The organism is Gellertiella sp. DMC107, assembly GCF_056313605.1.
Genome location: NZ_JBQUZZ010000005.1, coordinates 279,429 through 303,620, shown reverse-complemented (window position 1 = coordinate 303,620; position 24,192 = coordinate 279,429). Strand labels below are relative to the sequence as shown.

21 protein-coding genes are annotated in these 24,192 nt (G+C 61.5%); 10 read left to right on the top strand and 11 right to left on the bottom strand.

Going from position 1 to position 24,192, the window contains the following annotated elements; all coding sequences use genetic code 11:
- Positions 1-157 precede the first annotated feature (157 nt).
- On the top strand, positions 158-2,833 hold the full coding sequence (ppdK, locus tag ACT54B_RS17650; RefSeq protein ID WP_476046735.1) for a pyruvate, phosphate dikinase: 2,676 nt from the start codon (positions 158-160) through the stop codon (positions 2,831-2,833).
- Between the two features lie 276 nt (positions 2,834-3,109).
- On the opposite strand, the gene ACT54B_RS17645 is transcribed toward ppdK, so the two are convergent.
- Complete coding sequence (locus tag ACT54B_RS17645; RefSeq protein ID WP_476046734.1) at positions 3,110-3,577, bottom strand: hypothetical protein; 468 nt, start codon at positions 3,575-3,577, stop codon at positions 3,110-3,112.
- A gap of 316 nt (positions 3,578-3,893) precedes the next feature.
- Here ACT54B_RS17645 and ACT54B_RS17640 point away from each other — a divergent pair, with 316 nt between their 5' ends.
- The 3 genes from ACT54B_RS17640 to ACT54B_RS17630 all read left to right on the top strand — a co-directional run bounded on the left by ACT54B_RS17640 (position 3,894) and on the right by ACT54B_RS17630 (position 6,036).
- Positions 3,894-4,802 carry a DUF1499 domain-containing protein gene (locus ACT54B_RS17640; RefSeq protein WP_476046733.1) on the top strand — a complete coding sequence of 303 codons (909 nt, stop codon included), beginning with the start codon at positions 3,894-3,896 and terminating at the stop codon, positions 4,800-4,802.
- A gap of 108 nt (positions 4,803-4,910) precedes the next feature.
- Positions 4,911-5,537, top strand: a complete 627-nt coding sequence (locus ACT54B_RS17635) for a LysE family translocator (RefSeq protein WP_476046731.1) — start codon at positions 4,911-4,913, stop codon at positions 5,535-5,537.
- Positions 5,538-5,739: 202 nt separating this feature from the next.
- Complete coding sequence (locus ACT54B_RS17630; protein ID WP_476046729.1) at positions 5,740-6,036, top strand: TFIIB-type zinc ribbon-containing protein; 297 nt, start codon at positions 5,740-5,742, stop codon at positions 6,034-6,036.
- Between the two features lie 55 nt (positions 6,037-6,091).
- Here ACT54B_RS17630 and ACT54B_RS17625 read toward each other — a convergent pair whose 3' ends face one another.
- The 4 genes from ACT54B_RS17625 to ACT54B_RS17610 all read right to left on the bottom strand — a co-directional run bounded on the left by ACT54B_RS17625 (position 6,092) and on the right by ACT54B_RS17610 (position 10,097).
- Positions 6,092-6,631, bottom strand: coding sequence for a M15 family metallopeptidase (locus tag ACT54B_RS17625; RefSeq protein ID WP_476046728.1), 540 nt, complete (start codon positions 6,629-6,631; stop codon positions 6,092-6,094).
- A 190-nt stretch (positions 6,632-6,821) separates the two neighbouring features.
- Complete coding sequence (gene cysN, locus ACT54B_RS17620) at positions 6,822-8,309, bottom strand: sulfate adenylyltransferase subunit CysN (protein ID WP_476046727.1); 1,488 nt, start codon at positions 8,307-8,309, stop codon at positions 6,822-6,824.
- Between the two features lies 1 nt (position 8,310).
- Complete coding sequence (cysD, locus tag ACT54B_RS17615) at positions 8,311-9,264, bottom strand: sulfate adenylyltransferase subunit CysD (RefSeq protein ID WP_476046725.1); 954 nt, start codon at positions 9,262-9,264, stop codon at positions 8,311-8,313.
- A gap of 80 nt (positions 9,265-9,344) precedes the next feature.
- Positions 9,345-10,097, bottom strand: coding sequence for a phosphoadenylyl-sulfate reductase (locus ACT54B_RS17610; RefSeq protein ID WP_476046724.1), 753 nt, complete (start codon positions 10,095-10,097; stop codon positions 9,345-9,347).
- A 302-nt stretch (positions 10,098-10,399) separates the two neighbouring features.
- On the opposite strand from ACT54B_RS17610, the gene ACT54B_RS17605 reads away from it, so the two are divergent.
- Positions 10,400-10,858, top strand: coding sequence for an RrF2 family transcriptional regulator (locus tag ACT54B_RS17605; protein ID WP_476046897.1), 459 nt, complete (start codon positions 10,400-10,402; stop codon positions 10,856-10,858).
- Positions 10,859-11,875: 1,017 nt separating this feature from the next.
- Here ACT54B_RS17605 and ACT54B_RS17600 read toward each other — a convergent pair.
- Together ACT54B_RS17600 and ACT54B_RS17595 are read right to left on the bottom strand one after the other, a co-directional pair.
- Complete coding sequence (locus ACT54B_RS17600) at positions 11,876-12,163, bottom strand: type II toxin-antitoxin system RelE/ParE family toxin (RefSeq protein WP_476046722.1); 288 nt, start codon at positions 12,161-12,163, stop codon at positions 11,876-11,878.
- A gap of 8 nt (positions 12,164-12,171) precedes the next feature.
- A complete protein-coding gene (locus ACT54B_RS17595; RefSeq protein WP_476046720.1) occupies positions 12,172-12,402 on the bottom strand; it encodes a CopG family ribbon-helix-helix protein in 231 nt (76 codons plus the stop codon).
- A 315-nt stretch (positions 12,403-12,717) separates the two neighbouring features.
- Here ACT54B_RS17595 and betI point away from each other — a divergent pair, with 315 nt between their 5' ends.
- Genes betI through betB form a run of 3 tightly spaced genes read left to right on the top strand, consistent with a single transcriptional unit; the run spans position 12,718 to position 16,309 of the window.
- Positions 12,718-13,299, top strand: a complete 582-nt coding sequence (gene betI / locus ACT54B_RS17590; RefSeq protein ID WP_476046718.1) for a transcriptional regulator BetI — start codon at positions 12,718-12,720, stop codon at positions 13,297-13,299.
- A 20-nt stretch (positions 13,300-13,319) separates the two neighbouring features.
- Positions 13,320-14,846, top strand: coding sequence for a choline-sulfatase (gene betC / locus ACT54B_RS17585; protein WP_476046716.1), 1,527 nt, complete (start codon positions 13,320-13,322; stop codon positions 14,844-14,846).
- On the top strand, positions 14,846-16,309 hold the full coding sequence (gene betB / locus ACT54B_RS17580) for a betaine-aldehyde dehydrogenase (RefSeq protein ID WP_476046895.1): 1,464 nt from the start codon (positions 14,846-14,848) through the stop codon (positions 16,307-16,309). Before betC ends, betB begins: the two co-directional genes overlap by 1 nt.
- Positions 16,310-16,404: 95 nt before the next feature.
- Here betB and ACT54B_RS17575 read toward each other — a convergent pair whose 3' ends face one another.
- Complete coding sequence (locus ACT54B_RS17575) at positions 16,405-16,755, bottom strand: helix-turn-helix domain-containing protein (RefSeq protein ID WP_476046715.1); 351 nt, start codon at positions 16,753-16,755, stop codon at positions 16,405-16,407.
- A gap of 160 nt (positions 16,756-16,915) precedes the next feature.
- On the opposite strand from ACT54B_RS17575, the gene betA reads away from it, so the two are divergent.
- Together betA and ACT54B_RS17565 are read left to right on the top strand one after the other, a co-directional pair.
- On the top strand, positions 16,916-18,571 hold the full coding sequence (gene betA / locus ACT54B_RS17570) for a choline dehydrogenase (protein ID WP_476046713.1): 1,656 nt from the start codon (positions 16,916-16,918) through the stop codon (positions 18,569-18,571).
- Between the two features lie 559 nt (positions 18,572-19,130).
- The gene (locus ACT54B_RS17565; RefSeq protein WP_476046712.1) at positions 19,131-20,966 is read left to right on the top strand and encodes a GGDEF domain-containing protein; all 1,836 of its coding nucleotides are present in this window, start codon (positions 19,131-19,133) and stop codon (positions 20,964-20,966) included.
- 16 nt (positions 20,967-20,982) lie between these two features.
- Here ACT54B_RS17565 and ACT54B_RS17560 read toward each other — a convergent pair whose 3' ends face one another.
- The 3 genes from ACT54B_RS17560 to dcm are packed head-to-tail and all read right to left on the bottom strand — an operon-like array spanning position 20,983 to position 23,984.
- Positions 20,983-22,314 carry an MvaI/BcnI family restriction endonuclease gene (locus tag ACT54B_RS17560; protein WP_476046710.1) on the bottom strand — a complete coding sequence of 444 codons (1,332 nt, stop codon included), beginning with the start codon at positions 22,312-22,314 and terminating at the stop codon, positions 20,983-20,985.
- Positions 22,295-22,729, bottom strand: a complete 435-nt coding sequence (locus ACT54B_RS17555) for a very short patch repair endonuclease (protein WP_476046708.1) — start codon at positions 22,727-22,729, stop codon at positions 22,295-22,297. Before ACT54B_RS17555 ends, ACT54B_RS17560 begins: the two co-directional genes overlap by 20 nt.
- A gap of 31 nt (positions 22,730-22,760) precedes the next feature.
- A complete protein-coding gene (dcm, locus tag ACT54B_RS17550; protein WP_476046707.1) occupies positions 22,761-23,984 on the bottom strand; it encodes a DNA (cytosine-5-)-methyltransferase in 1,224 nt (407 codons plus the stop codon).
- Positions 23,985-24,192: the final 208 nt, after the last annotated feature.

Here is a 24,192-nt window from a genome sequence, read left to right as displayed (position 1 = left end):
CCGTCTCAACGAAAGGTCGGCGCGCGCCGCGAAGAGAGGCTTGTTTGCCGCAGTCGCGCCAATTTATCCCGCACTGCACAAATTTTACCCGAACGGGTGATTTCCTTTCTTTTTTGAATGGATTACCGTGCTTTTGGCGAGGTGGGATGAAATAACAATGGTCAAGTGGGTCTATACCTTCGGAAATGGCAGGGCGGAGGGCCGTGCCGGCGATGTCGATTTGCTGGGCGGCAAGGGGGCGAACCTGGCGGAAATGGCAAGTCTCGGCCTGCCGGTGCCGCCGGGCCTGACGATCACCACCGAGGCCTGCGCCTGGTTCAACCGGCATAACAAGAGTTTTCCCGATGCGCTGCGTGCCCAGGTGGGCGAGGGCCTGCGCGGCATCGAGGAGGCGACGGGCCGCCGTTTCGGCGATCCGCACCGCCCGCTGCTGCTCTCCGTGCGCTCCGGTGCCCGCGTTTCCATGCCCGGCATGATGGATACGGTGCTGAACCTCGGCCTGAACGACGAGACGGTGCAGGCGCTTGGCCATGATGCGGCCGATGCGCGCTTTGCCTGGGACAGCTACCGCCGCTTCATCCAGATGTATGGCGATGTGGTCATGGGGCTCGACCACGAGGTGTTCGAGGAAATCCTCGAGGATGAAAAGGCCCGCCTCGGCCATGAATATGATACGGAACTCTCCGCCGTCGAATGGCAGCATGTCACGCGGCTCTACAAGGACGTGATCGCCGAGGAGCTGGGCGAGCCCTTCCCGCAGGATCCCGGCATCCAGCTGTGGAAGGCGATTGGCGCCGTGTTCCAGAGCTGGATGAACCACCGGGCCGTCACCTATCGCATGCTGCACAACATTCCCTCGGAAAGCGGCACGGCGGTAAATGTGCAGGCCATGGTCTTCGGCAACATGGGCAACAATTCCGCCACGGGCGTCGCCTTCACCCGCAATCCGTCCACCGGCGAGCGGGAGCTCTACGGCGAGTTTCTGGTCAATGCGCAAGGGGAAGATGTGGTGGCGGGCATCCGCACGCCGCAATCCATTTCGGAAGCAGCCCGCATCGCGTCCGGCTCCGACAAGCCGTCGCTCGAAAAGCTGATGCCGGAGGCCTTCGCCGATTTTCGCGCCATCTGCGACCGGCTGGAAGCCCATTACCGCGACATGCAGGATCTGGAATTCACCATCGAGCGCGGCACGCTCTGGATGTTGCAGACCCGCGCCGGCAAGCGCACCGCCAAGGCGGCGATGAAGATCGCCGTCGACATGGTGGAGGAGGGCCTGATTACCACCGGAGAGGCGGTGTCTCGCATCGATCCCGCCTCGCTGGATCAGCTTCTGCACCCCACCATCGATCCCCGCGTCGAGCGGCAGGTGATCGGCTCGGGCCTGCCTGCCTCACCGGGCGCGGCCACCGGCGAAATCGTCTTCACCTCGGAAGATGCGGTGGCGGCGGAAGCCGAAGGCCGCAAGGTCATTCTGGTGCGCATGGAAACCAGCCCCGAGGACATTCACGGCATGCATGCCGCAGAAGGCATTCTCACCACCCGCGGCGGCATGACCTCCCATGCGGCGGTGGTCGCCCGCGGCATGGGCATTCCTTGCGTCACGGGCGCGGGCAGCATGCGCGTGGATTTCCACAATGGCCTGCTGGTCGGTGTCGGCGTGAAGCTGAAGAAGGGCGACGTCATCACCATTGACGGCTCCTCCGGTCAGGTGCTGAAGGGCGAGGTGCCCATGCTCCAGCCGGAGCTGTCGGGCGATTTCGGCCGCATCATGGAATGGGCCGATGCCGCCCGCCGCATGACGGTGCGCACCAATGCGGATACGCCGCAGGATGCGCGCGCGGCGCGCTCCTTCGGGGCGGAGGGCATCGGCCTTTGCCGCACCGAGCACATGTTCTTCGAGGGCGGGCGCATCCACGTGATGCGCGACATGATCCTTGCGGAGACGGAAGAGGGCCGCAAGACGGCGCTGGACAAGCTGCTCCCCATGCAGCGCTCGGATTTCACCGAGCTCTTCTCGATCATGCATGGCCAGCCGGTGACCATCCGCCTGCTCGATCCGCCGCTGCACGAATTCCTGCCGAAATCCGATGCGGAAATTGCCGAAGTGGCCGCTGCCATGGGCATGGAGCCGCGGGCGCTCCGGGAACGGGTGGATGCGCTGCACGAGTTCAACCCCATGCTCGGCCATCGCGGCTGCCGGCTGGCGATTTCCCATCCGGAAATCGTGGAAATGCAGGCCCGCGCCATCTTCGAGGCGGCGGTGGATGCCGCGCGCCAGACCGGCGAACTGGTTTCGCCTGAGATCATGGTGCCGCTGGTCGGCCTGCGCGCCGAACTGGATTACGTCAAGGGCCGCATCGATGCCATCGCCCGCGCCGTCATGGACGAGGCGGGCATGGAAATCCATTATCTGGTCGGCACCATGATCGAGCTGCCGCGCGCAGCCCTTCGCGCCCATTCGATTGCGGAAGCGGCGGAATTCTTTTCCTTCGGCACCAACGACCTGACGCAGACCACCTTCGGCATTTCGCGCGACGATGCGTCGAACTTCATCAACACCTATATCCGCAAGGGCATCATCGATCACGACCCCTTCATTTCGCTGGATTTCGACGGGGTGGGTGAACTCATCCGCATCGCCGCCCAGCGCGGCCGGCTGACCCGGCCGGAGATGAAGCTCGGCATCTGCGGCGAACATGGCGGCGACCCGACCTCGATCCACTTCTGCGAGTCGATCGGTCTGGATTATGTCTCCTGCTCGCCCTTCCGTGTGCCCATCGCCCGCCTGGCGGCCGCCCAGGCGGCCATCAAGGCCGGCACCGCCAGCCGTTGACGGCGGACTAGTCTAAATTAGGGACTTCAAGATCGGCGGTGCGGGAGTAGCTTGCCGCCAGTGACATGCGGCAGGATCCGCCGTGTTACGGGCGGCAGGTCCGGAAGGCCTTCGCCCGCGGGGCAGGGTCGTATCCGAAAGCCGGTGGAGAGCCTGTGTTTCCCGTCGAAACCGGCAGCATGGCACACCTTGTCAGGGCGCCGGCTCACCGGCAAAGGGTGCCGGACGATACCCATCCCACCGGCACTCTCCTGACCTTTTCGGGGCCGCTGACGCTCAGCCGGCCATGGCACGGCTGGAGATCTGCGGCACGTTCAGCCGTCCCAGCACGCCGACGAAGGAGCGGGCCATCTGGCAGATGGCCTCGCTGCGCTCATCCGGCTGTTCGATGCGGATCGTCGATCCGTCCGGGTCCATGCAGGCCAGCGCCATCAGCCAATCCGTGCCCGAGGGGAGGGCCAGCACTGCCACCCGCCGCGAACCGGGCAGAAGACCGCTGGCCGGCAACTCGAACAGGAAGGCGCCGCCGGCGCTTTCGGCGGCCCGGCTGACGGCCGGCGCGAAATCCTCGACCCCGTCATAAGCGGCAAGCGACAGCTCTGCTTCGAGCAGCGCTTCGTCGAGCAGGGAGGGCAGGACGGTGCCGTTCAGCGGGGCAGCCGGCTCGAACCGTGGCTTCAGGGTCAGCACGCCGGCGTGCGTGTGGCCGGCAACACCGGCAGGGGCAATGTCGATCATGGCCATTCTCGGCTCCTTCGTGATTGTCCGGCCCGTCTTCCGGTCTGTGCACGCTTTTAAAGGCATGCCGACCGGGCTCCGTGCCCGTTCGAACGCTCGCCCCCGCGCATGGGCCTGACAGCAAAGCGTGGTGATTTTGAGACAGGCAAGAATTTATTAAACATGATTTTTAACCATGCCTTTACCGATCAGGGCGGGATGCCGGTGCGGAAACGGCGGGAAATTGACGGGCATCCATGCCGGGCCGGATGGCATCGCCGGCCAGTTTGCTTTAGAGAGAAACCAACCCCAACCGCCTCCAGCCGCGAGGATTGCCACCCGCATGATGATCCGCTTCGAAAGGCCGGTTTCCCGTTCGGCCTATCTGGCCCGCCGCCTCGCTTCCCTGGCATTCCTGTTGACGCTGGCGGCGATGGGCACCCATCGCTTCGGCCTGATCGCGACGCCGGCCTTCGTTGCCCTGGTGCTCGTGGGGGCGGCGCTGGCCGCGGCGGCGGTATTGCTGGCGCTGATCGGCCTGCAGCGCCTGTGGCAGGTGGGCGCGGAAGGCGGGCTTGCCGCCCTGCGCGCGCTCATCCTCTCGCTGCTGCCGCTCGGTCTGGTGGGCAGTGCGCTCTATGCCGCCCGGATCACCGCACCGGTTGCCGATATTTCCACCGACCGCGTTCAGCCCCCGCAATGGATCAACCCGCCCGTGGCCGATCCCGTCTTCCTGCCGCGACCGGACACGACCGGCATGGCGGCACTCTCCGCCCTGTCCGCCTATCCGGAACTGACCGGCCGGCGTTACGAGGGCGCCCTCGATCGCGTCTACCGCGCCGTAACCAAGGTGGCCGAGGCCGAGCGCATCGTCATCAGGGAACAGGCAGGGATCGAAAAGGCCGTCGATCTGGAAGATGCGCCCGTCCCCGAGCGGACCGATTCGCAGGCCGTGGCGGATGCGCCCGCCGAAACGCCGGAAATCGGCCCCGTTCCGCGGCAAAGGCCCGATGCGGCCGAGGCCATGGCCGGCCCGCGCGGCGACGTGGTGCTGCAGGGCGAGAAACGCACCCTGATCCTGGGCCTGCCCTTCGATATCCTCATCCGTCTGCGGGAAGAGGCGGAAACCACCTCGGTGGATATCCGGGTCGTCGCCCGCTACGGAGATCGCGACCTCGGGATCGGCAAGTCGATTGCTGAATCCTACCTGAGGGCGCTGGATGCGGAGCTTCTGGGCATTGCAGGCAGCTGACCGGCGAGGCGATGCTACCTGAACGGGGTCTCGCGTTGGACTAGTCCATGAGAACATATTAAAAGTCGAAATTATTTATGTATGTCTGGGGCGTTCGGGGAGGACGCCATGGACGCAGGATCGCAAACGCTTGCCTTTGCCACGACCGTGGTTCTGGTGGGGATCATACCGGGGCCGGCCATGCTCTATGTCGCGGCGGAGGCCCTCTATGGCGGCCGCCGGGCCGGGTTGCAATCCGTGCTTGGCGTGCATCTCGGCGGCTATCTGCACGTGCTTCTCGCCGCCAGCGGCCTTGCGGCGTTGTTCCATTCCTTTCCGCAGGCCTTCTTCGTCGTCAAGCTGGCCGGCGCCCTGTATCTGGTGGGGATCGGCCTGCGCATGCTGATCCGCAGCGATATCGCCGCGCCGGCGGTCGCTTTCACGGCAGGCCGCCGCCAGACGCTCTGGCGCAGCATGGCCGTCGAGGCGCTCAATCCGAAATCGGCAATCTTCTACATGGCGCTGCTGCCGCAATTCGCCTGTCCGGACGCCACCATTCCCGTGGCCCTGCAACTTCTGCTGCTGGGGGTGGTTGCCAATATCGTCCTCTCGGGGATCGAGGCCGGCGTGGTGATGACGGCGGGCCTCTTTCGCGCCACGGTCAAGCAGGCGCAGCATTCGGCCCGGCTTGCGCGGTTCGCGGGCGGCACGATGATGATCGGGCTCGCTGCCCATCTTGCCTTCGCCCAGATCTGAGGTGAGGGCCATGCTGCGCGCCATCCTTGCCCATCTTCAGGAGACGTTGCGCCTCATCGCCTTTCTGTCCGGCGGGTCCTCTCTGCCCGCAGACGGAATTGGACAGGGCCCCGGCGCCGCGACGAAAGGGACGCTTGAAACTGGCGCTCGGCCACCCCACGTGTCTTCCCGAGCGGACCAACCTGAACCCAGAGAGAGGCCCATGTCTCAAAACATAAACGGAATGCAATGCCCGGTCTGCCGGGTCGGACTCGTCATGAGCGACCGGCAGGGCATCGAGATCGATTATTGCCCCCAATGCCGGGGCGTCTGGCTCGACCGTGGCGAGCTGGACAAGATCATCGAGCGCAGCGCCCCCGCTGCACCGGCGCCGGCTCCCGTTCAATCCGCGCCGCAGCCATCCTATCAGCCGCAGCCGCAATACCAGCAATCCCAGGGCTATCCGCAACCCCACTACCAGAAGCGGCGGAAGAGTTTCCTGGAAGAACTGTTCGACTGACCGAAACGGCAACGCGCGGGTTCAGGCCCGCGCGTTGTGCCTCGGACACCGTCTCCTACGCGAAGCGCTCCCGCATCGCCTCGTCGATGGCCTTGAGCGACAGCCCCGCCATCAGCGGCGAGGCGTCCTTCCGCTTCTGGACATGCGGCCAGTCGGAAAGCCGGGGCCAGAGCCCGCCCGCCACCAGCCCGGCCGCTTCCGCCGCCCGCGCATAGGCGTGATAGCCGTTGTCCCTGTTGACGATCCGGGCGAGCGACCATTCCGCCACGCCATCGACCACCCAAAGACAGTCGGCAGCCTCGCCCCACTGGTGCCATGACAGGCCCGGCAGCGCCCGGGTGACAGGCGGTCCCTGGGCGGGAGCGCTTGTCGCCAGCACTTCGGCCAGATACCAGGCGCCCGCCTGCTTCAGATGACGGATCGCCGCCTCGATTTCCTCCCGCGAGCGCGACTGTCGCCACAGGCGCGCCTGCTCGGCCGGTGGCCGGACGCCCACCGTCACTCGCATCTCGATCCCGTCGTCGCGAAGCGCGCCGATCACCGTTTCAAGCCTTGCCCGGAACTGCGGCTCCAGTCCTTCCAGTCTGTCCGTCATGAAATACACTCCCTTTGAAAGGCTGGAAGTATAGATCGACGTGGATGGCCGGGGACGACGGGGCGGGGCTCGCCTTGAATTCCTTGCATGATTCCGGCTGGTTGTCCCCCATCCCCACACGCTGGGAGCGGGCACGAAAAAGGCCGCTCCGGTGAAGAAGCGGCCTTTCCGAAACGGTCTGCCTGCCGTCTCAGCTGTCGAGATCGTCGAACAGTTCTGCGGCGCGGCCGGCGGTGGTGCGGCGCACCTCCACCTCGTCGCGACGGCTCGCGAAGATCTCGCTTGCCATCAGCTGGTCGGCAAGATCGGCCGGCAACGAAAGGATGACGCGGCGGTCGTTCTCGTGAATGCCGCCCACATCCGTGCGCTTGGCGGTGATCATGCCACCGGCAACCGTGTTGTTCGTGTCCGGATCGATCAGGATGAAGGCGCCGGTCACGCGGTTCTGTTCGTAGGGATCGAAGATCGCCGCCTCGTCGAAGGAGAGATGCACCTTGCCGATGGAGTTCATCGGCAGGGCGTCCGCATGGTGGTGCCACTTGCCGGTCTTCAGATCCAGCTGGCTTGCGGGCTCGACGGTCACGCGCTGGCGGCGCGAACCGCTCTTCAGCCAGTATCGCTTGCCGGGCTCGATGCCGGATGGCTGGAGCGCGACGAGCTGGGCGTCGAAGGAGAGGCCCACCTGCGGCTGGCTTTCCAGCGAGACGATCATGTCGCCGCGCGAGACATCCACCTGACGGTCGAGCACCAGGGTGATCGCATCGCCGGCGACCGCCGCGTTGCGGACGAGGTCGAAGGTGACGATCTTGGTGACGTTCGCCACCATGCCCGAGGGCAGGATCGCGACGCTGTCGCCCGGCTTCACCGAGCCGCCGCCCACCGTGCCCTGATAGCCGCGGAAGCTTTCGCCGGGGCGCGAGACGCGCTGCACCGGAAGCCGGAAGCCGACGGTCTGCGCGGAGCGGACGGTTGCCAGTTCCAGCGTCTCGACCAGCGTCGGGCCGTCATACCAGGGCATGGAGGCGCGGCCGTCATAGACCACATTCTCGCCCTTCAGCGCCGACATGGGGATTGCGGTGACCTGGCGGATGCCGAGCGACAGCGCGACTTCCTTGAATTCATGCGCGATGGCATCGAAGCCGGCGCGGTCATAGTTGGTCAGGTCGATCTTGTTCACCGCCAGCACGAACTGGCGAATGCCCATCAGGGCGGCGATGGTCGCATGGCGGCGCGTCTGTTCCAGCAGGCCGGCGCGGGCATCGACCAGCAGCACGGCGAGATCGGCGGTCGAGGCGCCGGTTGCCATGTTGCGGGTATACTGCTCGTGGCCGGGCGTATCCGCCACGATGAAGGAGCGCTTGTCGGTGGCGAAATAGCGATAGGCGACATCGATGGTGATGCCCTGTTCGCGTTCGGCCTGCAGACCGTCGAGCAGCAGCGCGAAATCCGGCAGGCCGAGATCGTTCTGCTTGCCGCTGTCGCGGTTGAGCGCGGCGGCCTGGTCTTCCTTGACGGCCTTCGTATCCCAGAGGAGACGGCCGATCAGCGTCGATTTGCCGTCATCCACGGAACCGCAGGTGATGAGGCGTAGCGGGCGGGTGTCGCGGATGGCGGGCGCGGCTTCCGCATGGGGATGGGCGGAATGGGCTGCAAGGGCAGCGGTGGCGGTTGCGGACATCTCAGAAGTACCCTTCGCGTTTTTTCTTTTCCATGGAGCCGGCCTGATCGCGGTCGATCGCGCGGCCCTGACGTTCGGAGACGGTGGCGATTTCGAGCTCGGCAATCACCTCTTCCAGGTTGGAGGCGGTGGAGCGTATGGCGCCCGTCAGCGGCCAGCAGCCGAGCGTGCGGAAACGGATATGGCCTTCCTGAATGTTCTCGCCGGGCAGCGCCTCGAAGCGTGGATCTTCCGCCCAGAGCATCATGCCGTCCCGTTCGACGAACTTGCGCTTCTTGGCGTAGTAGAGCGGCACCAGCGGAATGTCTTCCGCCTGGATGTAGCGCCAGATATCCACTTCGGTCCAGTTGGAGAGCGGGAAGGCGCGCACGCTCTCGCCCTTGCGGACCATGCCGTTATAGATGCTCCAGAGCTCGGGGCGCTGGTTGCGCGGGTCCCACTTGTGGTCCGGCGTGCGGAAGGAATAGATGCGCTCCTTGGCACGGGAGGCTTCCTCGTCGCGGCGCGCACCGCCGAAGGCCGCATCATACTGGCCGGCATCCAGCGCCTGCCGCAACGCTTCCGTCTTCATGATGTCGGTATAGAGCGCCGAACCATGGGTAAAGGGCGTGATGTTCTCCGCATCGCCGCGCGGGTTCTTGTGCTCGATCAGGTCGAGATCGTAGCGCTTGGCGATCTCGTCGCGAAACGCGATCATCTCCGGAAACTTCCAGCCGGTATTCACATGCAGAAGCGGGAAGGGCACGCGGCCGGGGAAGAAGGCCTTGCGCGCCAGATGCAGCAGCACGGAGGAATCCTTGCCGATCGAATAGAGCATCACCGGACGTTCGAATTCGGCGGCGACTTCGCGGAAGATATGGATCGCTTCGTTTTCCAGCGCCTTCAGGTGCGGATCGAGCGGCGGCTTGGTCGGAACCGGATTCTTCAGTTCGACGTCCGGTCTGGTATCGGGCATTGCTTGGCTCCAGTAACTGCGTCAGGCCGGTGTCTCGGGAGGATTGCACCGGCTCTGAAAGGGAAAGGTGTTCGGATGGATCAGGCGGGTTCGGGCAGGCTCGAAGCGGCGGCTTCGGCCACATGCAGGCCGCATTCGCGCTTCTCGTCCTGCTCCCACCACCAGCGGCCGGCTCGCTCCGGTTCGCCGGGCTTGATCGCGCGGGTGCAGGGCTCGCAGCCGATGGACGGGAAACCGCGCTTGTGCAGCGGATTGACCGGCACGGCCTGCGCCTCCACATAGGCATTGATGTCCTCGATGGACCAATCCGCCAGCGGGTTCACCTTGATGAGGTTGCGCTCCGCATCATATTCGGCAAAGGGCGTGGTGGCGCGGTTGCCCGACTGGCCACGGCGCAGGCCGGTGATCCAGATATCGGCGCCTTCGAGCGCCCGGGCCAGCGGCTTCAGCTTCCGCACGCCGCAACAGGCATGACGCGCCTCGACGCTCTCGTAAAAACCGTTCATTCCATACTGCGCCGCATAGGCGTCGACATCCGCCTGTTCCGGCCGGAACAGAGTGATCGTCATGCCGAAGCGGGCTTCGGTTTCCGAGATCAGATCCACCGTCTCCTTGAACAGGCGACCGGTCTCCAATGTGGAGACGGTAATGTCCAGCCGGTTCAGACCGATCGCGGCCGTGATGACCTGATCTTCGATCCCGAGCGACGTGGTGAAGACGGCGCGGGCCGAAAGCTCCGCCACATGCGACAGCCGCTCTTCCAGGGAAAGCGACGCAAAGGCGCGATCAAGCGCTTCGGCAAAGGCGGGCGTGGCGGCAAAAGCATGGGGCATGGGATGAATTTCCTGCACTCGACGATATGGCATGCATTATCGCAGGGCTGCCGCCCGAAGGCAGGAAATGGCTTTGCAAATATCGGGAGGGGGTGAGCAAATCTCACCTGTCTTTCGCACTGCGGCGAAACGGGAGAGCCGCCGTTTCCACTGGAAAAATCTATAAAATTAGTAGACTATATGGCATCAGCCACGGCGGCACCGCCTCTATCCGAATGATGATGCGTTGTAATTTCTGTTTCGATGCGATAGTGCCTTTGCCGTTCCTGAATATGGATATTGCTGTCGGTATTGGCGTCGAGATGATCTCCCAGAAGGCAAAATATGCATTGCGTGCCCTGTCTGCGCTCGCCCGCGGCGACGAAGGCAGACCTTTGCAGATTTCGGAGATCGCGGCGGCGCAGAACATTCCGAAGAAGTTTCTGGAACAGATCCTGCTGGACCTGAAGCGGGAGGGCATCGTGCGAAGCCTGCGCGGCAAGCAGGGGGGATATCTCCTGCACCGCCCCGCCGCCGAAATCACCTTCGGTGAGGTTCTGCGCATCATCGACGGCCCGCTGGCGCCGCTGCCCTGCCTGTCGATTACCGCCTATCGTCGCTGCGACGACTGCGATGGCGAACTGTCCTGCGAAATCCGCCATGTCTTTCATCAGGTGGCAGAGGCCGAACGCGCCGTGCTCTTCTCGTCCACCATCGCGGACGGCATCCAGATGGCCGATACGGCAGTTGCGGAAGCCGCTCCGGGCGAAACGGCCAGTTGACGCCGGAACGCGCACGCGCCGGTCGTTTCATTTTATACATCAGGAAAATTTGATATTAATGCGGTGAAAGCGCTGAAGCAGCCGCGGGGAGACCAGCCCCGCATCCGCACGAATGGGCGTTGCGGAGTGGGGCAAGCCACCGCCTTGCGCTTTTGCCGGAGTGAGAGATATGCGGAAGTTTCCGTTTTCGATCAGCTTTACCGTTCGAAAGACCCGCACGACCTGGTCGTTGACCGTGCGGATCAGCTTCGAAACAGAGTAAATGCAAAGGACAACGGGAGTTCGCGCTCCCGTTGTCACTTCGGTTATATATTAGCATCCACGTCTTCGCAAGACGCTCCCGGTTGTTTCATTTTATACATCAGGCAAATTTGATATTCATGCGGTGGAAGCGCTAAAGCAGCAACGGGGAGACCAGCCCCGTATCCGCACGAATGGGCGTTGCGGAGTGGGGCAAGCCACCGCCTTGTGCTTTTGCCGGAGTGAGAGATATGCGGAAGTTTCCGTTTTCGATCAGCTTTACCGTTCGAAAGACCCGCACGACCTGGTCATTGACCGTGCGGATCTACTTCGAACAAAACTAAAGCAAAGGACAACGGGAGTTCCCGCTCCCGTTGTCACTTCGGTTATATATTAGCACCCACGTCTTCGCAAGACGCTCCCGGTCGTTTCATTTTATACATCAGGAAAATTTGATATTAATGCGGTGAAAGCGCTAAAGCAGCCGCGGGGAGACCAGCCCCGCATCCGCACGAATGGGCGTTGCGGAGTGGGGCAAGCCACCGCCTTGCGCTTTTGCCGGAGTGAGAGATATGCGGAAGTTTCCGTTTCGATCAGCTTTACCGTTCGAAAGACCCGCACGACCTGGTCATTGACCGTGCGGATCACATTCGAGAACGAGTAGAAGCAAAAAGGACAAGCGGAGTTCGAGCTCCCGTTGTCGCTTCGGTTCTATATTAGGCCTGCCTGTTTTGCAAGGGAAGTGTTCGGATCGGGAACAGCTGCCGTGAGTGTCCCTTAGAATTGAAGGGGCCAGCGCCTCTCCGTGGGCACCACGGTGAGAATGTCGATACCCCACTCGGTCACGCGGTAGGCGAGGCTGAGCGGAAGGTCGGAAAAGTGAAGCTCGCGTGTACCGGATACGCGTCCAAGGCGCCCCATTTCCGGTTGCTCCGCCAGCACCAGCGCCGCATAGCGGACACGGGTGATCATCGCCCGCGCCGCTGCCGGGTCTTTTCTCGATTTGAAATGACTGATGAATTTCAGCCGGCTTATCGCCTTGTCAGTCCATCGCACCCGGGACATGGTTCACCTCAGGACAGGAGTTGGTTGAAGACTTGACCCGCATGTTCTTCCGATACGAGATGCCCCTGCCGCGCATCGATCAAACCCGCCTCGATGTCCGACAATTGCCACTCTTCCGTATCCACGAAAAATTCGATGGCCCTCTCGGCGATGCTGTGATGAGACTGGTTGCTCTTCGCGCAAAGCTGCTCGAGCCGGCCTGCGGCTCTTTCTGAAATTTCGATAACAAGTGATGGCATGATTCGAACCTCATGAATAAGTGGCAGAATACGACTGTATAAAAGACGGTCAATATTTTACGTTCTGACAGATTATATCTTGTAAATTTATAGTTATATTTAAAAACCATGCTGTAGTCATGGGAGCATTATTTTACGACACCTTTTCGATATTGGAGGGGCGATCGTCCGGTCCGGTGCGGAATGCCGTGCGCTTCAAGAGCCAATCGAGACCCCGTCAGCCATGGTCGTGGACGGTACGGTTTCGGTCGCGATTTTTTGTTGATTGATGGATCAATTAAAAATAATCTGGCTTCCATCAAGAAGGATCGACCGATGCCGAAAATCGGAATGGAGCCCATACGCCGCAAGGCGCTGGTGGATGCCGCGCTGAAAGCGATCGGCGATCATGGCTCGCTTGCCGTCACCATGTCCGAGATTGCGCGCGAGGCCGGCGTGTCTCCGGCCCTGGCCCATCATTATTTCGGCAGCAAGGAGCAGCTTCTGCTGGAGACCATGCGCTTCCTGCTGCGCCAGCTGCATGAAGATGTGGCGCTCGCGCTCCGCAAGGCTGCGACCCCGCGCGAGCGGCTCTCGGCCGTGATCGGCGTGAGTTTCAATGCCAGCCAGTTCACGCCGGAAACCATTGCCGCCTGGCTTGCCTTCTATGTGGAGGCCCAGCGCTCGGAGGAAACCCGGCGCTTGCTCACCATCTATGCCCGCCGGCTGCATTCCAATCTGGTCGATGCCCTGAAGGCGCTCGTTTCGCCCGACGATGCCAGCCGCATTGCCGAGGGCACCGCCGCGATGATCGACGGTCTCTACATCCGCCAGGGCCTGAGGGCAGGGCGGCTGGGGATCGAGGCCTGCGTGGCGCTCACCGAAGATTACCTCTCCTCCCAACTTTCACGCCGATAAGAATCAAGGGAACACCCGGCATGACCGCAAGACCCAATATCCTCATCATCATGGTGGACCAGCTGAACGGGAAGTTCTTTCCCGATGGTCCGGCGGATTTCCTGCATGCGCCGCACATGAAGGCGCTGGCCGCCCGCTCCGCCCGTTTCGTCAACAACTACACGTCTTCGCCGCTCTGTGCGCCGGCGCGCGCCTCCTTCATGGCCGGCCAGTTGCCGAGCCGAACCCGCGTCTATGACAATGCGGCGGAATATGTCTCCTCCATCCCCACCTTCGCCCATCACCTGCGCCGCGCCGGCTATTACACGGCGCTGTCGGGCAAGATGCATTTCGTCGGGCCGGACCAGCTGCATGGCTTCGAGGAACGCCTGACGACCGATATCTACCCCGCCGATTTCGGCTGGACGCCCGATTACCGCAAGCCCGGCGAGCGGATCGACTGGTGGTATCACAATCTCGGTTCGGTGACGGGTGCCGGCGTCGCCGAAATCACCAACCAGATGGAGTATGACGACGAGGTCGCCTTCCTCGCCAATCAGAAGCTCTACCAGCTCTCCCGCGAAAACGACGATCAGGCCCGCCGCCCCTGGTGCGTGACCGTCTCCTTCACGCACCCGCACGACCCCTACGTGGCGCGCAAGAAATTCTGGGATCTCTACGAGAATTGCCCGCATCTCCTGCCCGAAGTCGGCACGCTGCCGGAGAGCGAGCAGGACCCCCATTCCAAGCGCATCATCCATTCCTGCGATTACGAGAACTTCAACGTCACCGAGACGGACATCCGCCGCTCGCGGCAGGCCTATTTCGCCAATATCTCCTATCTGGACGAGAAGGTGGGCGAATTGGTCGATACGCTGACGCGCACCCGCATGCTCGACAACACGCTGATCTTCTTCTGCTCCGACCATGGCGACATGCTGGGCGAGCGCGGTCTCTGGTTCAAGATGAACTTCTTCGAGGGCTCCGCCCGCGTGCCGCTGATGATCGCAGGCCCGGGCGTCATCGCCGGCACGCATCTCGCGCCCGTGTCGAACCTCGACGTGACCCCGACGCTCTGCGATCTTGCCGGGATCTCCATGGACGAGATCATGCCCTGGACGGATGGCGAAAGCCTGGTGCCGGTCATCAACGGCAAGCCGCGCACCGCACCGGTGCTGATGGAATATGCGGCGGAAGCCTCTTACGCGCCGCTCGTCGGCATCCGCGAGGGCAAGTGGAAATACATCCATTGCGAGCTCGATCCGGAACAGCTCTTCGATCTGGACACCGATCCCTTCGAGCTGAAGAACCTCGCCACCGATCCCGCCCATGCCGACGTGCTGGAAGGCTTCCGCGCCAAGCGCAAGGCCCGCTGGAACATGGCGGAATTCGATGCCGCCGTGCGCGAAAGCCAGGCGCGGCGCTGGGTGGTCTACGAGGCGCTGCGCAACGGGGCCTACTATCCGTGGGATCACCAGCCGCTGCAAAAGGCCTCCGAGCGCTACATGCGCAACCACATGGACCTGAACATTCTCGAAGAATCCAAGCGTTACCCGAGGGGTGAATGATGCGCGCACAACCGAAAGCCAGCCATTTCATCGATGGCGAATATGTGGAAGACACCGCCGGTGCGGCCTTCGATTGCGTCTACCCCGCCACCGGCGAGGTGATCGCGAAGCTGCATGCGGCAACACCCGCGATTGTCGAACGGGCAATTGCGTCCGCCAAGGCCGCGCAGAAGGAATGGGCGAAGGTAAGCCCCACCGCCCGTGGCCGCATTCTGCGCCGCGCCGCCGAGATCATCCGCGAGCGCAACCGCGAACTCTCGGAACTCGAGACGCTGGATACGGGTAAGCCGATCCAGGAAACCACGGTGGCGGACGCCACCTCCGGGGCCGACAGCTTCGAATTCTTCGGCGGCATCGCGGCGTCCGCGCTCAATGGCGACTATATCCCGCTCGGCGGCGATTTTGCCTATACCAAGCGCGTGCCGCTCGGCGTTTGCGTCGGCATCGGCGCCTGGAACTATCCGACCCAGATCGCCTGCTGGAAGGGCGCGCCGGCCCTCATCTGCGGCAATGCCATGGTGTTCAAGCCGTCGGAAAACACGCCGCTTTGCGCGCTGAAGATCGCCGAAATCCTCATCGAGGCTGGCCTTCCGAAGGGCCTTTACAACGTCATTCAGGGCGACCGGACGACCGGCCCGCTGCTCGTCAATCATCCCGATGTCGCCAAGGTGTCGCTGACCGGCTCCGTGCCGACCGGCCGCAAGGTCTATGAGGCCGCCGCTGCGGGCCTGCGCCACGTCACCATGGAACTCGGCGGCAAGTCGCCGATCATCGTCTTCGACGATGCGGATATCGACAGCGCCATCGGCGGCGCCATGCTCGGCAACTTCTACTCCACGGGACAGGTCTGCTCCAACGGCACCCGCGTCTACGTGCATACCGCCATCAAGGGCGAATTCTTGAAGCGGCTCAAGGCCCGCACGGAAGCCATCGTCATCGGCGATCCGATGAACGAAGACACGCAGATGGGCCCGATGGTCAGCCATGCCCAGCGCGGCAAGGTTCTGGATTACATCGCCAAGGGCAAGGCCGAAGGCGCAACGCTGGTCACTGGCGGCGGCATTCCGAACAATGTGACGGGCGAGGGGTACTACATCCAGCCGACCGTCTTTGCCGATGTCACCGACGACATGACGATTGCACGGGAGGAAATCTTCGGGCCGGTCATGTGCGTGCTCGATTTCGAGGACGAGGCAGATGTGATCGCCCGCGCCAACGACACCGAATTCGGCCTCGCCGGCGGCGTTTTCACCGCAGACCTCACCCGCGCGCACCGCGTGGTGGACGAACTGGAAGCCGGTACGACCTGGATCAATGCCTACAATCTCTGCCCGGTCGAAATCCCCTTCGGCGGTGCCAAGCAATCCGGCTTCGGCCGGGAAAACTCCGCTGCTGCCCTCAACCACTATTCGGAACTGAAGACCGTCTATGTGGGCATGGGCCCGGTCGCCTCGCCGTATTGAGGACGGGCACGATGGGGGCGGGTTTCGAAACGAACAGGTTCGGAACGGGTGCGTGTAGGGCGCACCTGACCGCCCCCGCTTGCGCCCGATCTGCCTCAGACGACGATGTCGTCAAGCTCGACCCGAAGGGCTGTCGCGATGCGCTTCAGCACGTCGACCGAGCCGGTCTTCTTTCCGCTCTCGATCTCGGAAAGATAGGGCTGGGAAATGCTAGCGGCTTCCGCAAGTTCGGAAACGCTCATGCCGCGATAGGTGCGGTAGGTGCGGATGCGGCTGTCTGTGGACAGGAGTTCGACGACGAGGTCCATCGGCCATGTCTCTTCGCCCGGCGCGATGCGCGCCATGATCGCCTGCGCCTCGATCGTATCCACCATGTCTTCGTAGTCCTCCTCGCTGAGGAGAACATAGACTTTACCCGCGATCTCGATGCGCTGAACGTCGCTCATGGCTCTTCGCTCCTCGTGGATGCCGCCCTCGTTTTCGACCGCCCTGACATGAACGACCTTGCTCTGATCGCCGATAATCGATGGGTCGTTGTCCATAGAGCTGAACAAAACGCCCCACAGCGCCTTCAATCCAGATATCACTAATATAGTGGAACGTGCCATGACACAACAAGCAGATTTCGTCATCATCGGGTCGGGCTCGGCGGGCTCCGCCATGGCCTCGCGGCTTTCCGAAGACGGCAGGCATTCGGTAATCGTGCTGGAATATGGCGGATCGGATGCGGGCCCCTTCGTGCAGATGCCGGCGGCTCTCGCCTATCCGATGAACATGAACCGTTATAACTGGGGCTATCTCTCCGAGCCCGAGCCCTTCCTCAACAATCGCCGGATGATCGCGCCGCGCGGCAAGGTGATCGGCGGGTCCTCCTCGATCAACGGCATGGTCTATGTGCGTGGGCACGCGGAAGACTTCAACCGCTGGGAAGAACTTGGCGCCCGCGGCTGGGCCTATGCGGATGTGCTGCCCTATTTCAAGCGGATGGAACATTCCCATGGCGGCCAGGACGGCTGGCGCGGCACGGATGGCCCCTTGCATGTGCGCCGGGGCGAGGTGAAGAACCCGCTCTACAAGGCCTTCATCGAGGCCGGCCGGCAGGCGGGTTTCCCGGTCACGGAAGATTATAACGGCCAGCAGCAGGAAGGCTTCGGGCTGATGGAGCAGACGAGCCACAACGGCATCCGCTGGTCCGCCGCCAATGCCTATCTGAAGCCGGCCCTGAAGCGCCCGAACTGCCGCCTGATCCGCTGCTACGCCAAGCGCGTGGTGATGGAAGGCACCCGCGCCGTTGGCGTCGAGGTGGAGATCGGCGGCCAGCGGGAGGTTATCCGCGCCAACCGCGAGGTGATCGTCGCGGCTTCCGCCTTCAACAGCCCGAAGATCCTGCTTCTGTCAGGCATCGGCCCGGCCGAGCACCTGCAGAAGATGGGTATTCCTGTCGTCGCCAACCGCCCCGGCGTTGGCCAGAACCTGCAGGACCACCTGGAATATTACCACCAGTTCCATTCCACCAAGCCGATCACGCTGCATGCCAAGAACAACTGGTTCTGGATGGGCGTCGTGGGGGCGCAGTGGCTGTTCTTCAAGAAGGGCCTCGGCACCTCCAACCAGTTCGAGGCGGCAGCCTTCATCCGCTCCGCACCGGGCATCAAGTGGCCGGATATCCAGTATCACTTCCTGCCGATCGCCATTTCCTATGACGGAAAGTCGGCGGCGGGCGGCCATGGCTTCCAGGCCCATGTGGGCTATAACATGTCGAAGTCGCGTGGCTCGGTGACGCTGCGCTCGCCCGATTTCAAGGACGATCCGGTGCTGCGCTTCAACTACATGAGCGACCCCGACGACTGGGTGAAGTTCCGCCACGCGATCCGCGTGACCCGCGAGATCTTCAACCAGAAGGCCTTCGATCCCTATCGCGGCGAGGAAATCCAGCCCGGTCGCAATGCCCAGACCGACGAAGAACTGGATGCCTTCCTGCGGGAGCATCTGGAAGGCGCCTATCACCCCTGCGGCACCTGCAAGATGGGGGCGGTGAGCGATCCCATGGCCGTTGTCGACCCGGAAACCCGGGTTATCGGCGTCGAGGGCCTGCGCGTCGCCGACAGCTCCATCTTCCCGCATGTGACCTATGGCAACCTCAACGGCCCTTCGATCATGACCGGCGAAAAGGCCTCCGACCACATTCTCGGCCGCCAGCCCCTGCCGCGCTCCAACCAGGAGCCGTGGATCAACCCGAACTGGCAGGTCAGCGACCGCTGATCCCTTGCCAATCCATCCGGATTGGCTTATATTCCCGGATCAGCGGCGGGGCTGCAACCCCGCCACTGACTTTCTTACTTACTACGCTTCTGTACCCGCACGGAGACAATCCAGCCCGTGCGGGTTTTGCGTATCGTAAGCGTGATTGAATACCAATTTCTCGGCATCGTTTCACCTCCGGTTACGAAGGCAGGCTTTGTCCTGCGACACGCCGGGACGCCCATTCGCCCGGCTACGCCGGCTGGCTCGACGCGGCTGCTTTGCCTTCGCCCGGGATATTTTATCGGAAAATTCGAAATATAAAATATAAATGTCCTGTGGTGCGCGAAGCCCCTCGGAATGGGACCGTCTGACGCATCCTCCTGCTTCCGATGCGACCAAGTATAATGTTGGGATGGCACATAGTTCACGGGCAATGCTGCGATGTAAAGGCGCTAGAAGTCTTATTCTATGTCATTGAAATGTCATAAAAAAGTTCTTTTCAGTCTATACTTTCTTCAGATGTGTCCGATTAGATGCGCGGGAAATATTCCGATTCTGGATGTGGCTGGAGTATTGAATGACCATAGCGCCCGATCTCCTCAGGCTCTTTGTGGACCGTGATCTCGTGACACTGGTAAGGCTGATAGCCGTGAATGCCTTCCAGCCGATCGTCGAGGCCGGAACGGGTGCTGTTTTCGGCTACGAGTCGCTTTTGCGCGGCCATGAGCGGCTGGGCTTTGCCTCGCCGGTTGACTTTCTCGATCACGCCCAGCTTCACGGGCAACTCATGGAGGTGGAGCGGTTTATGGCGGAGCGGGCGCTGTCGGGTTTCGCGACGGTTGAGAACCACCGGGATGCCACGCTGTTTCTCAATCTCGATGTCCGTCTCATTCCGCGGGGACAGGAATTTGCCGGTGCGCTGCTCGCCTGCATGGATAGCCACGGCATTCCCGCGTCTTCGGTCTGCTTCGAGCTGTCCGAGCGCTTCGACAATGCGAGCGTTCCGGAGTTCGCCGCCGTGGTCAGCACGCTGCGTCAGGCGGGCTTCAAGCTGGCGCTCGACGACTACGGCGCCGGTCATGGCGAGATGAACCTGCTCTGCGACTATCAGGTGGATTACCTGAAGATTGATCGCCACATGGTCTCCGGCATCGACCAGAACCCGCGCAAACGGCACCTCTTCAAGAACACGGTCAACATGGCCCATGCGCTGGGCATCCGGGTGATTGCTGAGGGCGTGGAAACCGAGGCGGAATTCGTCACCTGCCGGGAGCTCGGCGCCGATCTGGTGCAGGGCTGGTATTTGTCCCGGCCGGATGTGGATCTGTCCCGCCTGAAGACGGCCTTTCCCCATCTGCCGCGTATCGGCCACGGGGCGGGGGGCGCCGGTCCGTCAACCGATCTCGCCCTCATCCGCCGGCAGATGGAGGCGCTGCCCGCCATCCACGAGCATGACAGGCTGGACCGGGTCTTCGAGCTTTTCCGCACCAATCCGGCGCAGACCTTCTTTCCGGTGCTGAACGCCAATGGCGAGCCGCGCGGCATCATCCGGGAGCGCACGCTGAAGGCCTATATCTACCAGCCCTTCGGCCGCGATCTCCTGTCCAATCCGCATTATCGCCGCTCGATCAGCCGCTTTGTCGAATCCGCCCCTGTCTTCGCGCTCGACGCGGATACGGACACGGACCAGCTCGCCTCCATCTTCACCAACATGGAGGGCAATGACTGCGTGATCCTGACGGAGAACATGCGCTATGCCGGCATCGTCTCGCCGGCGGCGATGGTGCGCGTGTTCAACGAGAAGCAGCTGAAGAATGCCCGCGAACAGAACCCGTTGACCGGCCTTCCGGGCAATACGGCGATCCATGACTATCTGCTTGCCCGCACCCGCGATACGGCGCGGCTGCGCTATTTCTGCTATGGCGATTTCGACCATTTCAAACCCTTCAACGATGTCTATGGCTTCGAGCGGGGCGACAAGGCGATCACCCTGTTTGCCGCGCTGATGCGGCGCGATTTCCTGGCGGGGGAGGTGTTTCTCGGCCATATCGGCGGGGATGATTTCTTCATCGGCACGGTGGACATGCCGCGCGCCCAGGTGGAGGCGGCGCTCTCGCGCCTGACCGCCGATTTTGCACTGGAGGCCCGCCAGCTCTACCGGCCCGAGGACATCGCCCGCGGCGGCATCGAGGCGGAAGACCGCATGGGCCGCCCGAGCCTCTTCCCGCTGCTGCGCTGCTCTGTGGCGGTGCTGGAAGTGCCGGAAGGGCAGGTTCTGTCAGACCTCGCCGATATCAGCCGTCGCATTGCCGAGCTCAAGCGCGACGCCAAACGCCACCCCCGCGGCCTCGTCTTCGGCACCGTGGACCGCGCCGATGCGGGGCATGAGGCGCCGTTACAGGCGGCGGGGTGAGGGGGCGGCGCTAGGCTTAGACCAACTTATGGAGAGTGAGCGAGTGATAGACGTTTGGCACGTTTCGATAGTTGATGCGGAACTGGCTTCGTTTCTTCGGCTTCGGCTGGCTTGAGGAGAACATTTCCATCTTTATTCCAGGATCCATAAAAACCAGACCCTTTGCGACCGCAGAGAGAAACAGATTGAAGTCCGTACCTTCGCAAAGCTGAACGTTTGGCCCTATCCGGTATTCCCGGGTACTCGTCTCACGCATTTCTCCGGGAACATACACCGCCTTTGAGTGCTTTTCGTTCCAGTGGGTCAGCAACTTCGGAAACGACCACGTGGCAACCTCCACCCCGGCATCACTTGCAAGTACCAGCTGTCCATCCACATCCGTGACTTTTCCGGTGATGGCATCAAATCCATGAAGACTTGCAGTTAAACCTGTAAGGTGATGACGCCTTCCAACGCGAAAATCTCCGCCGAAATTCATCCGGTCCTCAACACCATTCCTGTCGGCGTAGCCAAACTTCGACAGGAATTCTTTAAGGCCAATCTGTTTGTAAACCCCTCCATCCGGCTCGGGTGTGAGAAGCGTTGTTTTCTTGGAGTCTGGTATTTTCGTGAAATTCGTAACTTGCAGGGATTTAACTTCCCACCCTTCAAAATCCGGGCCGGCTGTTCCATTGTTCGCAACCCCAAGTTCTGCTTCGAGTGTGTAGCCCAAGCCGTTTCTTGCGTTGTACGAAGAAATGCCGTTCTTGGTCCTGCGTTTGCCAGCAATCCAGTCTAGGAGATGGATCCTGCGAAGTTCATCCAGCAAGATGGCCCTACTATCCCGGGCACTGGAGCTGGTTAAAGGAATTCGGCGGAACACGCCCTCAGATTCCAGTTCGCCAAGGCGCCTTATCTCTTCCGCCAGGCCGTTGTCGCCCCAGCAGGCCCAGGCAACAATTCTGCGGTTTTCAGTTATCCCGAAAAACATGATGCGCCCTGGCAGACGGGTTGTCAGTATTTCGTTAGGGCCTTTGGAGCCACGCAGGAAGCCGGAGAATCTGACTTCCGGATACTGTGGGTAGAGAATGAGTTTTGCGTGTCTCGCAGGAACCGTACTTCCATCCGGCTGCAACCAAACAAGATTCAACGGGGCTTTCATGATTCTGTTGCCGCGGTCGGTAACATCCACGTAAACCTCTCCCGCGGGAATGATATTCAGTACATCCATGCTACCGGACAGATAGGGCTGATTTTTTGCATTGTCGTTTGGCGCAAGCTCTTTCATCAGCAAGCGCCGAACACCAGCAGCAATCATCATGCTCCTGAGCTGTTCCAGGTTTATGTCGTTATTGCTCCGCTGGCTCATTTGTTGGGCTCCCAAGCTCGATGAATGGGGCTTCAGAGGTTAGCCATTTGCCCAAGGCGAGGATAACCTCCCCTGTAGGCATACGTTTCTTGCCCCTCAAAGCACATTCCCAAACTATACCGATTCTCCAGCCCTCAACCAGAAGTTTATTAGTGTTCAGGAAATCATTTTTTTGATTTCGCGTGATTTTGAGCTCCCAGAATTCCCGTCTTGTGGAGGGCCACTTGAACATGTGGCAATTGTGCCCATGCCAGAAGCAGCCATGGACAAAGATGACAGCCTTCCACTTGGGAAACACCATGTCGGGTGTTCCGGGAATGCTGCGATTGTGTAACCGAAATCGGAAGCCGGCAGCATGAAGGCCCCTGCGAACTATCATCTCCGGACGGGTATCTTTCGAACGGATACCGGACATCATCCGGCTCCTGACCTCCGGTGCCACTACATCAGTCATTTTGTACAGGTTGACGCTGTACTGACGACAATGCCTCATGAATATGGGGTGCCATCGCTTCCGCGATTGCCTCAACAACGGGCACAACAACGGCGTTGCCAAACTGACGATAGGCCTGCGTGTCCGACACCGGAATATCCCAGACGCGATTGCCCCGCTCAAAGCCCATGAGGCGGGCGCATTCTTTCGGGGTCAGTCGCCGCGGGCGCTTTCCCTTGCCCTGGTCAACCAGGATTTCTGACCCGTCCTTGTGATACCGCGCCGAAAGCGTACGGGCAACGTCCTCGGGACCGACCAGTCCGTACCCAAATCCATTTCCGGCAGCGTTGTGCTTTTCCTTATAGTCCTGAAGATACTGCCAAAGCTTTGGTGTCAGTGTATATTTCTCATCTACTTCGTTCAGCAGGACTGATTTCATTGTTGGCGGTGGAACATCAGGATAAACGATGTCGTCAAAGGTGAAGCTGCTCCTGCTGCTGAAACCGACGATAAAGATCCTTTCCCTACCTTGCGGCACCCAAGGTTTTGCACTTATGACGCGCGTGTCAACATGATAGCCCAGTTCCTCAAGCACCTTCATTATCGTGCTGAATGTCCGGCCCTTGTCATGCCGCTGAAGGTTCTTGACGTTCTCAAGCAGAAACGCTTTCGGCTTGTGATACTGAATTATTTTCGCAACATCGAAAAAGAGAGTACCTTGCGTCTCGTCCAGGAACCCGTGCGGACGGCCGAGCGCATTTTTCTTTGATACGCCTGCAATGGAAAAGGGTTGGCATGGAAAACCGGCCAGCAGCACGTCGTGAGCGGGAATTCTTGCCAGTGCTTCGTCACTTTCCGTGTAGGGGCGAATATCGCCTACCAAAACGTGACCTTCTTCATGAGGGAAATTTTTACGGTACGTAATGTTGGAATACTTGTCCCATTCACTTGTGAAGACACATTTTCCGCCGATATTCTCGAAGCCTATGCGCAGCCCACCGATACCTGCAAAGAGATCTATAAAGGTGAAGCTGTGATGAGACTGTTTTGGCCTGTTGCTTTCAGCCATCAGTCGTAGCATAGCGATTGCCGCAGGGTGAGGAGCGCACTCGCCACTATCGTGACGGTAAGCGGACCTGACCGAAGTATGCGTGATCCTTGCAGCTTCTTCCACAGTCAGCCCCGCCTGCTCGCGCAGTGTCGCAAACTCGGACCGGCCGTTTAACGTGACAAGCATCGGCGATTCTCCAGCTGGGTCATTTTCCGTCACGTTGGCACAATGTGTCCCGCCGGACAATCTGTATTCTTCTTTCCAGCTGAGGCCTTTCAGGCTGCGTGATCGGTGAGGTGTTTGAAATTCCGGGTGTGTCCCACCCCCACAGCGTCCCTATGCCGCGTAATCATGCCCTTGCCCACAAGCCCAAGTCCGCCCTAATTTTCCGGGA